12 protein-coding genes are annotated in these 17,691 nt (G+C 54.1%); 10 read left to right on the top strand and 2 right to left on the bottom strand.

The genetic code is table 11. The features are described 5' to 3' along the window. Positions 1-143: 143 nt before the first annotated feature. The 10 genes from K2I50_RS02615 to K2I50_RS02660 all read left to right on the top strand — a co-directional run bounded on the left by K2I50_RS02615 (position 144) and on the right by K2I50_RS02660 (position 15,232). Positions 144-3,041, top strand: coding sequence for a glycoside hydrolase family 3 C-terminal domain-containing protein (locus K2I50_RS02615; RefSeq protein ID WP_301024694.1), 2,898 nt, complete (start codon positions 144-146; stop codon positions 3,039-3,041). Between the two features lie 500 nt (positions 3,042-3,541). After that, positions 3,542-6,571 (top strand): SusC/RagA family TonB-linked outer membrane protein, encoded by a 3,030-nt coding sequence (locus tag K2I50_RS02620; protein ID WP_289742417.1) that lies wholly within the window; start codon positions 3,542-3,544, stop codon positions 6,569-6,571. Between the two features lie 23 nt (positions 6,572-6,594). Next, positions 6,595-8,157: a SusD/RagB family nutrient-binding outer membrane lipoprotein gene (locus K2I50_RS02625; protein WP_068959852.1), complete on the top strand. Its 1,563-nt coding sequence runs from the start codon at positions 6,595-6,597 to the stop codon at positions 8,155-8,157. Between the two features lie 41 nt (positions 8,158-8,198). Next, the gene (locus tag K2I50_RS02630) at positions 8,199-9,158 is read left to right on the top strand and encodes a glycoside hydrolase family 18 (RefSeq protein ID WP_301024695.1); all 960 of its coding nucleotides are present in this window, start codon (positions 8,199-8,201) and stop codon (positions 9,156-9,158) included. 24 nt (positions 9,159-9,182) lie between these two features. Beyond that, positions 9,183-10,418, top strand: a complete 1,236-nt coding sequence (locus tag K2I50_RS02635) for a DUF1735 and LamG domain-containing protein (RefSeq protein WP_301024696.1) — start codon at positions 9,183-9,185, stop codon at positions 10,416-10,418. Between the two features lie 25 nt (positions 10,419-10,443). Next, positions 10,444-11,466: a BT_3987 domain-containing protein gene (locus K2I50_RS02640; protein WP_301024697.1), complete on the top strand. Its 1,023-nt coding sequence runs from the start codon at positions 10,444-10,446 to the stop codon at positions 11,464-11,466. 115 nt (positions 11,467-11,581) lie between these two features. Then, complete coding sequence (locus K2I50_RS02645) at positions 11,582-12,376, top strand: DUF1573 domain-containing protein (RefSeq protein WP_301024698.1); 795 nt, start codon at positions 11,582-11,584, stop codon at positions 12,374-12,376. 323 nt (positions 12,377-12,699) lie between these two features. After that, positions 12,700-13,101 carry an acyl-CoA thioesterase gene (locus K2I50_RS02650; protein ID WP_301024699.1) on the top strand — a complete coding sequence of 134 codons (402 nt, stop codon included), beginning with the start codon at positions 12,700-12,702 and terminating at the stop codon, positions 13,099-13,101. Between the two features lie 46 nt (positions 13,102-13,147). Continuing rightward, positions 13,148-14,266: a DNA-processing protein DprA gene (dprA, locus tag K2I50_RS02655; protein WP_301024700.1), complete on the top strand. Its 1,119-nt coding sequence runs from the start codon at positions 13,148-13,150 to the stop codon at positions 14,264-14,266. Positions 14,267-14,353: 87 nt separating this feature from the next. Then, positions 14,354-15,232: a nucleoside phosphorylase gene (locus K2I50_RS02660; RefSeq protein ID WP_301024701.1), complete on the top strand. Its 879-nt coding sequence runs from the start codon at positions 14,354-14,356 to the stop codon at positions 15,230-15,232. Positions 15,233-15,315: 83 nt separating this feature from the next. Here K2I50_RS02660 and K2I50_RS02665 read toward each other — a convergent pair whose 3' ends face one another. Both K2I50_RS02665 and tgt read right to left on the bottom strand, forming a co-directional pair. After that, the gene (locus K2I50_RS02665) at positions 15,316-16,398 is read right to left on the bottom strand and encodes an LptF/LptG family permease (protein ID WP_301024702.1); all 1,083 of its coding nucleotides are present in this window, start codon (positions 16,396-16,398) and stop codon (positions 15,316-15,318) included. Between the two features lie 18 nt (positions 16,399-16,416). After that, positions 16,417-17,547, bottom strand: a complete 1,131-nt coding sequence (gene tgt, locus K2I50_RS02670; RefSeq protein ID WP_301024703.1) for a tRNA guanosine(34) transglycosylase Tgt — start codon at positions 17,545-17,547, stop codon at positions 16,417-16,419. Between the last annotated feature and the right edge of the window lie 144 nt (positions 17,548-17,691).

Raw genomic sequence — 17,691 nt, forward strand, 5'->3', positions numbered from 1 at the left:
ACCCCATAACTCCCTCATCACAAGCGAAAATCTGCTCGACGATTAACCGCCCTGACGGTAACATTTATTATTAAACATGCTCTTAATTTTGTATATTTGCAGTATCGAACGATATATATTTCTACGAAACGATTATGAGACCAATGAAAACCAGTAGTAGAGCGCTTGCCATAGCGCTGTCAATGGCTGCGACATCACTCACCGCAACCGCACGCAATGAAATCGCCTCGGTCATGTCGGCATCGGCATCAGTATCCCCGTCCGAAGTAGCCAACGCATTCGACAACAACAGCACAACTGCGTGGACACTCGATGCCGCACGGCTCAAACAACCGCAGTGGATTATGGCCACTGTAGCCAACCCCGGCGACGTTCAGAGCATCACTCTCACTCAGAAAGGAGCCACACCCGACCAGATAAAAAAAGCCATCGAGATATTTGTCACATACGACCCGATGAACCTCGGCGAACCTGTCGGCTTCACCGTCGTGAATGACCGCCCGACAGGCAACACAATACTGAAATTTCCCGCTAAATACGGTGCCCATGTGCGCATGGCCATCAAGCCGGGAGTAATATCCAAGCCATGGAGTATCTACGAGATGGCGATTGCCATCGAAGCCGACGATACCGCTGTCGACGACTCCGGCATTGACCGCTCCTACCTCGACACATCCCTCCCTGTCGACCGTCGCATAGAGATATTGCTCGCGCAGATGACTCCGGAGGAAAAAATGGAACTCATACGCGAAGGCTGGGGAATACCCGGAGTAAAACGCCTCGGCATTCCCGACATAAAAAAAGTGGAGGCGATACACGGCTACAGCTATGGCACCGGAGCCACCATGTTTCCCCAGGTACTCGGCATGGCAGCATCATGGAACGCACCATTATTATATAAGGTGACTGAGGCAATAGGCCGCGAAAGTCTCGACGCCGGCTCAATAGCGGCATGGTCGCCCGTGCTTGATGTCGCCACCGATCCGCGATGGGGACGATGCGAAGAGAGCTTCGGCGAAGACCCGTATCTATGCTCTGAGATGGGAAAGGCATGGGTCAACGGCTACCAGAGCAAAGGCCTTATCACTACCTCCAAGCACTTCGGCGCACACGGAGCTCCGCTGGGCGGACGCGACAGCCACGATGTCGGATTCAACGAGCGTGAGATGCGCGAAGTACATCTTGTACCATTCCGCAACGTATTTCGCGAATGCCGCCCGCAGTCGGTCATGATGTCCTACGGCGACTATATGGGTGTGCCGGTAGGAAAAAGCAAGGAACTGCTAAAGGGCATACTCCGCGATGAATGGGGATTCGACGGATTCATCGTCAGCGACTGTGGTGCAATAGCCAACATGACCTCACGCAAACATTACACCGCACTCGACAAAATCGAGGCCGCCAACGATGCGCTCCGGGCCGGAATTGCAACAAACTGCGGCGACACATACAACGACAAAGATGTAATACGTGCCGCGACAGAGGGACGCCTCGACATGACGGCTCTCGACGACGTGTGCCGCGACATGCTCCGAGTGATGTTCCGCACCGGACTTTTCGAGAACAATCCCAGCCGCCCGCTCAACTGGGACAAGCAGTTCCCCTCATGGCAGTCGCCCGAACATGTGGCTCTCGCCCGAGAGATGGCCCGCCAGTCGATTGTGTTGCTGAAAAACGATGATTCAATCCTGCCGCTCTCCGACAACACTCGGTCAATCGCGGTAATCGGCCCCGGAGCCGACAATCTTCAGCTCGGCGACTACTCGGGCAAACAGTTGCCCGGGCAGATAAAATCAGTACTCGACGGCATAAAAGCCTCGGCATCGCCCAAGACAAAGATTATATACTCTAAAGGCTGCGGATTCACCACCGACGACCCATCGGGACTCGCCGATGCAGTTGCTGCAGCAAGCAAGGCCGATGTGGCCGTGGTAGTGCTCGGCGACTACTCGGGCCATCCTTCAATCGACGGCGAGAAACGCCCCACATCAGGCGAAAACCACGACCTCGCTTCACTGCGCTTCCAGGGCATGCAGCAGGAACTGCTTGATGCCGTATGCGCCACAGGCACTCCCGTAGTGCTGGTTGCTCAGATAGGACGCCCCTACGACCTGTCGTCGGCATCGCGCCAGACAAAGGCCATACTCGTCAACTGGCTTCCAGGTCAGGAGGGCGGACTTGCTACTGCCGACGTGCTTTTCGGCGACTGCAATCCGGCCGGACGCCTGCCGATGACATTCCCGCAGAGCGCCGCACAGCTCCCCCTCAACTACAATTTCAAGACCTCCGGACGCAGATATGAATATGTCGATATGGAGTTCTACCCGCTCTACAGGTTCGGCTACGGACTCAGCTACACCACATTCGCCTACTCCAATCTGCGCATATCCACTCTGCCCGACGGCAATGTCGAGGTAAAAGCCGACGTAACCAACACAGGCTCACGCACCGGCGACGAAGTGGCTCAGCTCTACGTCACCGACATGTATGCCTCAGTAAAGACTCGCGTAATGGAACTCAAAGGTTTCCGACGCATTACCATTGAGCCGGGACAGACTCATACCGTCACCTTCACCCTCACACCCTACGACCTCTCTCTGCTCAACGTCGACATGGACCGCGTGGTCGAGCCGGGCGATTTCAAAATTATGATAGGCGGCATGAGCCCCGACTTCACGGCAAAAGACCACATAAAGGATTCACTTGGATATCCCGAGGGACGTGGAGTTACCGGAACTCTCCGTTACGATATCCCGGCCGCCGCCCGATATGAGTTTGCAATCTCCGACATACGCCATAATCTCACCGACGGCTCCGACATCGTAACTGTCAACGTAACCAACTCAGGCAATCTCACCGACACCGGACAACTCACCATGTATGTCGACGGAACACGCACCGGCGACACGCGCCACTACGAACTCGAGCCCGGGCAGTCAAAGGCCATAACCTTCACAGTGCCTTTGCAGCAATCCGCCGGCAGTGCGTGGAAGTCGCTCAACTTCATCTCTCGCCACTCAAGCATCTCCTACAGCCGCTGATAGCCCACACAACATCAACTACATAAATCAGCAGCCTGCACTTTAGGCATACACACAACATTGCCCGACGCAAGTTCCGCTACAGCGGCACATGCGTCGGGATTTTCTACATTATTATATATAAATTGCTCCGCTCATTAGACCACACACTATCGAAATTAACAATTGCCAAATGTGGTTTTAACATAATACGATTTTTTCGTTTAAGTATATTTAACTTTTACCCCCCCCGTTTTTATATTTTCTTAATACCTTTGCGCCGTATAAAGATGTCTGTCTCTTCCGCATCCGTAAACTTAATTCGACATTGATTTGATATTGTGCGTAATAAATCAATACTGTCTGCTATCGGGTCGCCATAATCACAATGGCGACACCATAATTATTTTGACTTATTTTTAGTTAAACCAATCATATATTAATTTAGCCCAAGTGCCATGAATCCAAAGTTCATCCAAACAAAGTATGCAGTTGTGGCGTGCGCATTATGCTGTGCTCCCATGCTGTCTGCTCAGGGCAATGCCCCTGCAACTTCGGGAGAAGCAACCGCCTCTGCCGGAGCAACATCCGTGAGCGGAGAGGTTCTCGATGCCAATGGTGATCCTCTGACAGGTGTGTCAGTAGGTATCCAAGGCAAAGGGATTGTCGGCATTACCGACATCGACGGCCGCTTCAACGTAAAAGCCTCGGTAGGCCAGACTCTCGAATTTACTTACATCGGCTTCGCCAAGACTGCCGTGAAAGTAACCGGTCAGCCACTCACCGTAACTATGAAAGAAGAGACTCAGAATCTTTCTGAAGTAGTCGTTACCGCCCTCGGTATCAAGAAAGAATCCAAATCTCTTTCCTACAATGTGCAGAAAATCGACAATGAAGACATTACTCGCATTGCCGACGCCAACTTCGTCAACAACCTCGCAGGCAAGGTGGCCGGTGTCACCATCAACGCCTCTGCATCAGGCGTAGGCGGCGGCACTCGTGTGGTAATGCGTGGTGCCAAGTCTATCTCAGGCAACAACAACGCCCTCTATGTGGTCGACGGTATCCCCATGCTCGACATGAGCCGCGCTGCCACTCAGCCCGAAGGCGTATACGAAGGTGCTGCACAGACCGGCGACCCCCTCTCGGCCATCAACCCCGACGACATCGAGAACATATCGGTGCTCTCAGGACCCTCTGCAGCTGCGCTCTACGGTTCGGCCGCTGCTAACGGTGTTGTGATGATTACTACAAAGAAAGGCGAGGAAGGTCAGACACGTGTCACCATCTCCAACAACACCACATTCCAGCGCGTGGCCCTGATGCCCGAATTTCAGACATCATTCGGCCCATCCGAGACCGGAAGCTACCTCAGCTGGGGCTCACGACTCGCTCAGAAGAGCGCATTCGACCCCGCCGACTTCTTCCAGACCGGATTCAACGTCACCAACTCGGCTGCTCTCACAACAGGTACCGCCCGCAACCAGACATACCTCTCTATCGGTACCACCAATGCCGAGGGTGTAGTCCACAACAACAACTACTCGCGCTACAACGCTACTGTGCGCAACACCACCAAGATGGCCAACGACAAGCTGACAATGGACCTCAGCTTCAACCTAAGCCAGATTAACGAGAAGAACATGACTTCACAGGGCCTGTACTACAACCCCCTCGTGTCGCTCTACCTCTTCCCCGCAGGCGAAGACTTCTCCAAGATGCAGGCCTACCAGCGCTGGAATCCCGGACGCGGACTCATGGACGAATACTTCCCCTACTCTTCTACAATGGCTCTCATGAACCCCTACTGGATTACAGAGAACATCGAGATGCCCAACAAGAAGAACCGCTACACGGCTTCCGCTCAGTTCCGCTACGACTTCACCGACTGGCTCAATGTCACCGCACGCGCCAAAATCGACCGCGCCAACGAGTCGCGCGAACGTAAATTCGACGCCGGCACCAACACCCAGTACGCATCTAAGTACGGTTTCTACTCCAAGGAGGCTATCACCAACCAGCAGGTATACGGCGAGTTCCTTGCATCAATCAACAAGTACCTCTTCGACCGCAATCTCAACCTTATGGTCAACGCCGGAGCCAACTTCGAGAATACCGACTACCAGAACGACTATTTCGGCGGACAGCTCAAGACCGTTGCCAACCTCTTCACATTCGCCAACGTCGACTTCGCCGGACGCGACCTCGCCCGTCAGGACGGATTCCATCTGAAAAAGCGCGCCGTATTCGGCACAATGCAGCTCGGCTACCAGTCGAAAGTTTACCTCGACCTCTCTGCACGCAACGACTGGTCGTCGACATTCAAGGGCACATCGACAAGCTCGTTCTTCTACCCCTCGGTAGGTATCTCAGGTATTGTCACCGACATCCTCGGCATGCAGAGCCGCATACTCAACTTCGCCAAGGTACGTGTATCATACTCCGAAGTAGGTAATGCCCCTGAAGTATTCATCGCTAATCCTACATATGAAATCAAGGACGGTGCAGTCACCACTGTCACACGCCGTCCCAACAACAACCTGAAGCCCGAACGCACAAAAGCATGGGAAGCAGGTCTTAACCTCGCGATGTTCGACAGCAAGTTCCGTCTCGACGCTACTTTCTACTACTCGCGTACTCTCAACCAGTTCTTTGAGCGTCAGCTCGCTCCCTCTACCGGCTACACATCCGAGATTTTCAACGGAGGCCGCGTCGACAACAAGGGTATCGAGCTTTCGGCACGCTTCTCCAACACATGGGGCGATCTCTCCTGGACCACCTACCTCAACTACTCGATTAACCGCAACACGGTAAAAGACCTCGCATCCGACTACGTTGACCCCATCACCGGCGAACCCGCACCCCTCACCGAGATGATTATGGCATCGACATCCATGTATCAGACTCGTGTTACCAAGGGCGGCTCTATCGGCGACATCTATGTCAACACTCTCAAGACCGACGAGCACGGCTACATCCACGTCAATCCCATTGACCAGACAGTTACAACACAGCCCGACCAGTGGATTAAAGTCGGCAACGCTTCTCCCAAGTACAATCTCGGCTGGGGCAACGACCTCCACTACAAAGGCATCAACCTCGGATTCCTCATCACTGCCCGCGTAGGCGGTATCGGCATCTCCCAGACACAGGCCGTACTCGACTACTACGGTGCTTCCAAGCAGACCGAGGATGCACGTCTCAACGGCGGCGTGATTGTCAACGGACGTCCCATCCCCGCACAGGACTTCTACCAGAAAGTCGGCTCGGCAGGACAGAGCGGCGGTATCGGCGCATGGTATGTATACTCAGCCACCAACGTACGCCTCGGCGAGCTCACCCTCGGCTACGACTTCCCCGTACAGAAGTGGGGCGGATTTGTAAAGGGCCTCAACGTGTCGCTCATCGGCAAGAACCTCTTCTTCTTCTACAGAAAGGCTCCCTACGACCCCGAGCTTACAGCCTCTACCGGCACCTACATGCAGGGTATCGACAACTTTATGAGCCCGAGCCTCCGCACACTCGGATTCTCGGTTAAAGTACAGTTTTAATTAATCCCAACAATCGAAAACTCATGAAATATAATAAAATATTTCCGGTTGCCACTCTCGCCCTGTCGCTGCTCGCTTCATCGTGTATCGATATGGAGGACAACATCAACCCCAACGGCGTGACCGAGGACATGATGAAGGTCGACAACCTGAAGACAGGAGCCTTCATCCAGCAGATGCAGACACGTGTCATCCTCGTGGCGCTCGGCGGCAAACTCAGCTCCGACTATCAGATTAGCCGCAATCTTTCCCACGACCTCTTTGCAGGATATGCCGGTTCGACACTCGGTGCGTTCCAGACCCACCAGCAGTATGTGATGAACGACCAGTGGATCAACTCCACATTCAACGAAGCATACACCGGCATAATGATGCCCTGGCTCGAGGTAAGCAAGCTCGCCAAGGAGCAGAACAACTCGGAGGTGCTCGCCATCGCCAATATCGTAAAGGTAGCCGGCATGTCGCCAATAGCCGACACATTTGGCCCGATTCCTTATGTAAACTACGGCAGCACTACCAACTACGACTCGCAGGAGGCTGTCTACAACCTCTTCTTCACCGAACTCGGCGATGCTATCGACGACCTCACGGCCTACTATGTGGGCGGAGGCACTGAGATACTTCCCGACTACGACCTCGTATACGGCGGCAACACCGAGAGCTGGATACGCTTTGCCAACACTCTGCGCATGCGTCTTGCACTCCGTGTCGTATACGCCAACCCCGATCTCGCCAAAGCCGAGGTTAAGAAATCGATGGAAAACACCATCGGATTCATCGAGACCAAGACACAACGTGCCGAACTCCGCCAGGAACTTCAGCAGTATGAAAACCCGCTCTATGTAATCGACTACGAATTCAACGAAGGCGATACCCGCGTTGGCGCCTCAATCGTAGAGATTATGAAGCAGCTCGGCGACCCCCGTTGCTCGGCCTACTTCACTGCTGTCGACGGTGACTACTATGGAGTGCCCCTCGGCATCACCGGCAACCTGTCTGACTACCAGACCAAGTGCTCCCACTTCAACATCACCAAGTACAACACCCCCGTCGTATGGATGCCCGCAGCCGAAAGTTTCTTCCTGCGCGCAGAGGCCGCTCTCCGCTGGCCCGAGTTCGGCGACGCACAGTCGTTCTACGAAGCCGGTGTGAAAACAGCGATGGAGGAGACCGGTGTATCAATTGGCGAATACCTGTCGAGCACCAACACAATCACAGGATATTCCGACCCCGTGTCAGGCTACAACTACACCTTCACAACCAACGGACTGACTCCCGCATGGGATGCCTCAGCCAACTTCGAGGGAAAACTTGAGCGTATCGCCACACAGAAGTGGATATCACTCTTCCCCAACGGAGCCGAAGGATGGGCCGAAGTACGCCGCACCGGTTATCCCGACCTCATCGACACCAAGACCAACGGCTCAGGCAATGTTGTCAAGTCGGAACTCGGTCCCCGTCGTCTCCCCTTCTGCCTCCAGGAGCGTCAGAACAATACCGCAGGCGTAGCTCTCGGCGTGCAGGCTCTCGGTGGAGCGGACAATGCCGGCACACGCACATGGTGGGACAAAAACACCCGCTTCTGATTACCCTTATTCTATAATCCATCAGAAAAAGTAATATCACTATGAATATTAAGATATATGGTCTCGTAGCAATGATGGCAGGCGCCGCAGCCCTCACATCGTGCGACACCGATGTAGAGCACATCGACGTGCAGAAGCCCTACACCTTCGACGAAACCTACTTCAAGAATATCCGCGATTTCAAGAAGACCGACCATGAAGTCAGCTTCGCCTACTATGCGGCATGGGCTCCTGTAGAAGGCGCTGTCGGATTCAAGGATCCGGCGTCGCTCGGCGAGCGTCTCATCGGCCTCCCCGACTCAATCGATATCGTCAACCTCTGGATGGCCGTGCCGATGCCCGACACCCACCCCGTTGCATACAAGGACATGAAGTACTGCCAGGAGAAACTCGGCACACGCTTCGTGATGCATGCCGACGCATCTCACTACCGCCACAAATTTGAGGTAGACGGCGTTGAATACGACATGGCAGGTGACTCAAACGTATCCGACGACGTAATGGAAGCATATGCACGCTGGATTATGAAGCAGGTCAACGACGCAGGCCTCAACGGTGTGGATATCGACTACGAGGGTTGGAATGAGACCAACATATTCCGCCTCGTGAAGATTCTCGGCCAGTACTGGGGACCGATGGGAGAGAATCCCGACATGCTCCTCATAGTCGACTACTTCTCGGCCCAGCCTGGATCTGACTGCGAACCCTACTGCGACTATTTCGTGCAGCAGGCCTATTCCGACCAGACAGGCGGACTCCGCCCCTCGTCCAGATACCCGATTGAAAAGCAGATTTTCTGCGAGCAGTTCGGTAAAGGATTCGGCCCCACAGGCCACAACGGCATGCTGCTCGAGTATGCAAAATGGGAGCCGGGCGACGGTCGTCGCAAAGGCGGATGCGGTGTCTACTATCTCGACGACAATTTCCTCGATGTGTCAGGCATACCCTACAATGCATTCCGCCAGGCCATACAGATTATGAATCCAGCTGTTCCCTACTAATCAATCAGTCAACCGACAAATAAAATGAAAACTACTATATTACATCGCTCGATACTGTTTGCTGCTGCGGCTTTCGCTCTGACTGCATGCAACTCCGAAGGCGACAAATTCGACTACGACAAGAACCTCGCGTTCATGTCGGGCACCGATGTCGATCCTATACGTAAATTCGTTGTCGAGGATACCCCCTCTTCCGAAAACGTTTCGGTTTCGCTCGTCGCTCCGCTCGACCGCGACATCACCGTGAAGGTTGCCATCGACCCCTCAAAGGTGGATGAATACAACCGCATGCACCAGACATCCTACTTCCCCATACCCGACGGAGCCGCTCAGCTCGTCAATGACCGTGCCCTGATTCCTGCCGGAAAATCATTCTCCGAGGCACTCCAGGTACGCGTGGTCAGCACCGAGGATTTTGAGGAAGGACGCACCTACCTTATCCCCGTCACAATCGTGGATGCCGACGGTGTTGACATTCTCGCCGCACAGCGTACAGCCTATCTCCAGGTAGCTCGTATTCTCCAGTTTACCGCTCTCGATATCACCAATCCCACCATGTACTCCAACTTCATATTCGACGACAGCAAGATGGTCGACATGAGCGGCGGATTTACATACGAGCTCAAAGTTTGGGGTCTCAACTACAATCAGAACGGCAACGGCAACCCGACACGCCTCTGCTCGTTCACCTCAAAGGACGAAAGCAACTCATCGATGCTCCGATTCTCAGAGAACGGCAAGCCCGCACGCTCGCTCCAGTGGGTATGCCCCGGCGGCAATATCGTTTCCAACACTCTGTTTGACACCAACCGCTGGTATCTCCTGTCGTTTACATTCGACGGTTCCAACCTCACAATGTATATCGACGGCAACAAGGACACCGAAGGCTCCTACTCAGGCACCGACCCCATTCACTTCCAGCGCATCGAGCTCGGCATGTCATGGGGTGGCGGATATCCCACAAGCCAGCGCTTCAACGGACGCATCGCTGAGATGCGCGTATGGAACCGTGCGCTCTCTCCGGGTGAAATCAAACTCGGCACATGTGGTGTCGACGCAGGCTCGGAAGGTCTCGTGGCATACTGGAAGTTCAACGAAGGCTCCGGCTCGATTTTCCACGACGCGACAGGCCACGGATACGACATGGACTGGGCCAATACAAGCCGCGACAAGAGCGAGAACGGCGTAATGGTGTCTACTCCCGAAGCGGCAGGTGCTGTCAACTGGGCCAACGATGAGAATAACAAGTGTGCTGAATAATTAACCCCATCATCGCAATCCAACAATGAAAACTAAATATCTTTTAGGCATATGCGCATTGGCCATCGGCTCAGTTGCCATGACCTCATGCGGCGATGACGACACATACGACGTTGTCGGCAATCCCGACACACTCGTTTACGTCAACATCGCAGGCGACTTCCCCGAGGGAATGCCCAAGAACTCATTTTCCTACTTATTATATCACACTCCCGTCGGACCGATAGTGATGGACGAGCCGGGCGATATAGAAATCGACGTGCTGTGCACCAAAAATGCACCCTCCGACATACAGGTCACTCTCGAAGTGGCTCCCGACATGTCGGTGCCAGGCTACGCCACAATTCCCGCCGATGCCGGAATCACTGTCACTCTCGCCTCCAACTCCCTGACTATCCCCGCCGGTAAAACCCGTTCGGACGACAAGATTGCCGTGACTGTAAACACAGCCAACGCCGACTGGTCGAAACTTACCGAAAAGGCCTATCTTCTGCCCATCAGAATCTCGTCGGCCTCGGGTGCAACACCGAGCCAGGCAGTAGGATGCGCATATATCGGCGTACTAACCGATGTGAAGGCAGGTATGGTCAACGAGTCGGCCACACAGGCTACAGGCACACAGATTACCGACAAGACCGGCTGGACCGCCTCATACTTTGTTCCCGCCACCGGAGCAGGCGCCGATTGCACCGAAAAACTCTTCGACGGCAACAACAACAATTATGCCTACTTCGTCCCCAATCATGCCGATGCTACCAACGAGGAAGTAATCACCACCTTCGACCTCGGCAAAGTCTACACACTGAGCAGCGTGCAGATCAACTACTTCGGCAACTATTACGCGATTAAAGACGGCACAATAGAGACAAGTGTCGACGGAGAAGAATGGACCGTACAGGGCACCCGCACCTGGAGCCGACTCAGCCGCAACTGCGCATTCGCGTTCTGGGCACCCTTCCAGATGCGCTACGTACGCCTCACTTCCCACTCTTTCTATGGCGGCACAGGCGAGGGACAGGCTATGGCCGAGTTCTGGGCATATGAATAATAATGATGTCGACAGAATGGATTAGAACCACTGGTTAAACACTATTCAATAACTACTCTTTCCGAAAAAGGGAGCAGCTTCCGGCACAACCCCGGATATCTGCTCCCTTTCTCAAATGTCACTCCACATGCGATTCCTCATCACTCTCATCACACTGCTCATCTCCACATCTGCCACAGCAATAGCCCAGACTCTCAACGAGTCGGTGCGATTTGACGAAAAGATACACGATTTCGGCTCCATAGGCGAGACCGACGGCAAGGTGACTCACCGGTTTGTATTCACCAATACCGGACGCGACACAGTGACACTCACACGCGCACGTGCCGGATGCAGCTGCGTACATGCCGAAGTATCCCGACGCCCTGTGCTGCCTGCACACACCGGATATGTCGACGTGACATTCGACCCCGACTACCGACCCGGACATTTCAGCAAAGAGATTGTCGTATTCTCCAACGGCAACCGCTACAACCGCATATGGGTGAAAGGCGACGTTACTCCCGGCACCCACCCGCTTACCGAAAAATACCGCTACGACTACGGCCACGGTCTGCTTATGGAATACAAGATTATGAATTTCGGCACCGTGCTGCAGGGCGCGTCAAAAACCCGCGCACTGTCATTTGCCAACAACTCTACCGAGACTCTCAATCTCACCTTCCACATCAGCTCAGTAGCTACCGGCGGCAATAGCCATGCCGATGGCAATACATCCTCCCCCATCCCTTCGGGACTGATAATCGACATCCCCGAGCGCTACCTGCTCAAGCCGGGAGCCGAAGGAAAAATTGAGGTAACAGTGCGCATGCTTGCTCCGCTCGACAACCCCGCTACAGTATCGGTCACACCGGTTGCCAACGGATTCACCCTCCGCCCGCTCACTCTGACCGTGCATCCTGCGCAGTAGACCTACTCCATCCACGCTCAAAAAAACTCCGGCACACGTCCTCAAATCGGATACGTACCGGAGAATTACCATATTTCCAGTGGTCCTGTGGCTGAAATTGCAGACCGCGTCGGCAAGGGTTAAAGGCCGCCGCGCTGTAGGCCGCAGGACCTGTTGTACCATGTCCTGCTTTCACAGTATCTAACAACTTCTACCAATAATAAAACACCACACCGCCGACCATGGTTGCAGAGGGGCAGTTCAATAAAACTTATAGAATGTGAAACAACCTTTTCATCGTCTCACCTATTTTTCATAAATTTGTGTAGTAACCGTGAATACCCATGCAACAGAAATATATATTTACCCTCCCGATGAAGGTACGCGACTATGAAGTCGATGCCGAAGGCATAGTGAACAACGCCATATATCTCCACTATTTCGAGCATACCCGCCACGAATTCTGCGAGCATGCCGGCATGTCGTTCGCACAGATGCACGCACAGGGCATCGATCCGGTGCTCAACCGTGTCGAGGTAGACTACCGCACACCGCTCCACCTCGGCGAGCGCTTTATCAGCTGCCTCAACCTCACCCGCAAGGGAGCCAGGTTTATATTCACCCAGGACATATACAACGCCGACGGACAGCTCGTCGTATCAGGCAAGGTAAGCTGTGTGTCGACATTCAACGGTCGCCTTACACGCGGCGACGAACTGGCTGAATTCTTCAAAGCATACCTCTGACAGCTCCCTGCCAAGTAGGCCTCCAATCCACCCACACGCCATTACCATGACCGACAGATCCACGATACACCGTATCGCATTCAGCCGCATAAAAGGTATAAACCCCTCTGTAGCCGAAAAGATACTACAGCATGTCGACACCGAAGAGGCATTCTTCAACCTTTCGTCGCAAGAACTCTCATCGCGCATGCCCCACCTCCCCGCCGCCATGATGGCCGGGAGCTACCGCCGCACTTTGGTCGAGGCTGCGGAGACCGAATTGTCGTTCATGCAGAAATCCGGCATCAGGCCTGTATACTTCACCGACAGCGCCTATCCGGCACGGCTGGCTGAATGCGATGACGCGCCGTTGCTACTCTACTCTCTCGGCGATGCGTCGCTCAACGCTCCCCACATAATCAGTATCGTAGGTACACGCCGCGCCACACCCTACGGTATCTCGTTCGTCGAAAATCTCGTATCCGACCTCGCCGCGAAACTTGGCCCCGACACTGTAATCATAAGCGGACTCGCCTACGGCATAGACATAACCGCACATCGGGCCGCACTACGCGCCGGAATACCTACAGTAGCGGTACTCGCCCATGGCCTCAACACTCTCTATCCCGCCGCCCACCGACAGACTGCGGCAGAGATACTGCGTGCCGGAGGCGCCATGCTGACAGAATATGCCTCGCAGGACACTATGCACCGCGGCAACTTCATAGCCCGCAACCGCATTGTGGCCGGCATGGCCGACTGTGTAGTCGTGGCCGAGTCGGCCGAACGCGGCGGTGCGCTCGCCACCGCATCGATAGCAATGTCATACTCACGCGATGTAATGGCGCTCCCCGGACGCATATCCGACACATACAGCAAGGGATGCAACGCTCTGATAGCGCGCAACCAGGCTGCACTGATTACATGTGCCGACGACCTAATAGCCGCAATGGGCTGGGAGTCCATCCCCGACAGGCAGGAGGGCCTGCAGCCCTCGCTGCCAATCCTATCACCCGACGAAGAGAGGATAATCGACTATCTCCACACATCGGGCGAGGGGTCACTCAACCAGATGTGTGTCGACCTGTCGATTCCCGTGTCGCAGCTGATGGCCATGCTCATGTCGCTTGAATTTGCCGGACATATACTCACATATCCGGGTGGAAAGTATCGCCCGGCGCGCTGACATCGCCCGTCTGTGACAATCACTTTTGCCCCCAAAGCGTTATATACAATATAATTTATTAACCAAAATTCAACTGTTTTCCAATATATGACAACACCACGCCGCATAGGAGCCTCCGAGATGATTATCAATCCCGACGGCTCGATATTCCACCTCCATCTCCTGCCCGAACAACTTACCGACCGCATAATCCTTGTCGGCGATCCGTCGCGTGTCGACATGGTAGCGTCTTTCTTCGATACAAAGACATTCGAGGTATCATCACGCGAGTTCCATACGATAGGCGGCACATACAAGGGCAAACCTATTATGTGTATAAGCCACGGCATCGGGCCCGACAATATCGACATAGTGCTCAACGAGCTCGACGCCCTCGCCAACATCGATTTCGCCACACGCGAAGTGAAACCGCAACACCGCACCCTCACTCTCGTACGCATCGGCACCTCCGGCGCCCTGCAGCCCGAGCTTATCGTAGGTACTCCGGTAATAGCGGCCCACTCCATCGGATTTGACGGAGTGCTCAACTACTATGCCGGACGCAACAGTGTGTCGGACCTCGACTACGAAAAGGCGTTCTGCGAATTCGTCGGATGGAATCCGCTCTGGGCCGCTCCATATGTAGTGCCTGCCGACAAGGAACTCGTAGAGCAGATAGGCCGCGACGACATGGTGCGCGGACATACCATATCTGCTGTCGGATTCTACGGCCCGCAGGGTCGCGAACTGCGCCTGCCGCTGGCCAATCCCGACCTCAACAGCCGCATAGAGGCTTTCCGCTACAACGGTGAGCCGGTGACCAACTACGAGATGGAGTCGGCACCCCTCCAGGGACTCGCACTGCTCATGGGACATCGCGCCATGACGGTATGCTCAATAATCGCCAACCGTGTATCGACACAGGCCACTCCCAACTACAAGACAGCCGTGCGCGACCTCATCGCCACCGTACTCGACCGCATCTGACACACCGCACCATCCCGATACACATAGAGGCCCGCGACGTATCCATTGTCGCGGGCCTCTATGTGTGTATCTGTTTACGAGCCTTACCCTGCCGATGCACGCCGGTAAAGCACTATCGCAATTACAATATATATCATATTGGGAATCCACATGGCCACGAATGGCGACGTATATCCCGATATCGCAAATGTCGAGGTGACGGTCATAAACAGGATATAGCTGAAACTCAACACCAGGCCGATGCCGATATTGATGCCCATGCCGCCCTTGACCTTCTTCGACGACAGGGTCATACCGATGACAGTAAGGATAAATGCAGCCGCACACATAGCGTAACGGCGCTCGTTCTCAATCTCAAAAGCCTCGATATTGGCCACTCCGCGCTCTTTCTGACGAGCTATGTACTCCTGCAACTGAGGCGAGGTAAGCGTCTCCTGGTCATTCTTTGATATGAGGAAGTCGCGCGGTTCAAACGGAATCATAGTATCCAGGCGGCTTCCGCGCTTTATATGCTCGCGTATCCCGTCGATATCGCGTATCATATAGTCGCGCACCTGCCACTGATAGAGAGAGTCCCAGCGTATGGTATTGGCTGTAAGGCGCGACACAAGGCGCTTTCCGTCAAACTTGTCGAGCGAAAACCGGTAGCCCGTGCGCGTAGTGTTGTCGTAGCGGCTCATATAGGCTATCTCGCCCGGCGCAACCATCATCTGGATGTTGCTTCCATAGTCGACACGCTTGTTTTTCACATACGTGTTGGTATACTCGATACGCTTCACATTGGCCGGAGGGATGATATATGCGCCAAGCACCCATGTAAGAGCCGCAATCACTGCCGCCGACACGATATAAGGGCGCATAAGCCGCCGGAAACTCACTCCCGACGAAAGCATTGCGATAATCTCCGAATTGTCAGCTAATTTCGAGGTAAAGAAGATACACGCAATGAAGGTAAACAGCGGACTGAACTGATTGGCGAAGTAAGGGAGGAAATTGAGAAAATAATCGAAAATCGTAGCATGTATCGGCGCCTTCAGAAACGAGTCAAGTTTCTCGTTGATGTCAAACATCACCGTGATGGCCAGAATCAGAAGTATGGCGAAGAAGTATGTGCCGAGAAACTTCTTGATAATGTACAGGTCGAGAATCTTAAACGGTTTCTTCATAAAGCCTGCTGTTTTCGGTTACAGTTTACGGGTTACACACTCGAGCATCTCGGTCTTCCACTGCTTGAAGTCGCCGGCAAGGATATGTGCACGGGCTTCACGCGTGAGCCAGAGATAGAATGCAAGATTATGGATTGAGGCAATCTGCATGCCAAGTATCTCCTGCGAGGCAAAGAGATGGCGCACATATGCCTTGGAGTAGGCACGGTCGACATAGCTCGGGCCATCCTCCTGAAGCGGAGAGAAGTCGTCGGCCCACTTCTTGTTGCGCATGTTCATCACACCGTGGCGGGTAAACAGCATTCCGTTGCGGCCGTTGCGGGTAGGCATCACACAGTCCATCATATCGACGCCCCTCTCGATAGCCTCGAGAATGTTGGCGGGAGTGCCCACTCCCATCAGATAGCGCGGACGGTCGGCGGGAAGTATCTCATTGACGATATCAATCATGTCGTACATCACCTCGGCGGGTTCGCCCACAGCCAGACCTCCGATAGCATTGCCGTCGGCGCCAAGCTCGGCCACCTCACGGGCAGCCTGACGGCGCAGGTCGGGATATGTGCACCCCTGCACGATAGGGAAATATGCCTGACGGTAGCCATAAAGACCTTCGGTCTCCTTGTAGCGCTTCCAGCCACGGTGGAGCCAGCGCATGGTAAGACCGAGCGATTTTTTCGCATAATCATATTCGGCGGTGCCGGGAGGACACTCGTCGAGAGCCATCATTATGTCGGCGCCGATAATACGCTCTATGTCTACTACATTCTCCGGTGTAAACAGATGCTTGGAGCCGTCGATATGGCTGCGGAAATATGCACCCTCCTCCTTGAGCTTACGGTTGGAAGAGAGCGAAAACACCTGGAAGCCCCCGCTGTCGGTAAGAATCGGGCGCTCCCACCCTATGAATTTATGCAGACCGCCGGCCTGTCGGAGTATCTCGGTGCCGGGTCTGAGATAGAGATGATACGTATTGCCGAGTATAATCTGGGCGTTGACATCCTCGCGCAGTTCATGCTGGTGTACGGCCTTTACGCTCCCCACTGTGCCAACTGGCATAAACACGGGAGTCTCAATCCGGCCATGGTCGGTAGTTATAAGCCCCGCGCGCGCGTTGCTAAGGGCGTCTGTTGCTTGTAGCTGAAATTCCATATCTTCCTGCAAAGATACCGCTTTTCATCGAAACTGTCAAAACACGGCCGCGGAATACATCGGAATCTCACGGCTCTTTCATTTAGAATCGGCCAAAGATTGCAAGAAGAGGTGTATTTTATAGCGAAAATGCCTAACTTTGCG

Origin of the sequence: Muribaculum sp. (genome assembly GCF_029051885.1) — a bacterium.
GTDB lineage: Bacteria > Bacteroidota > Bacteroidia > Bacteroidales > Muribaculaceae > Muribaculum.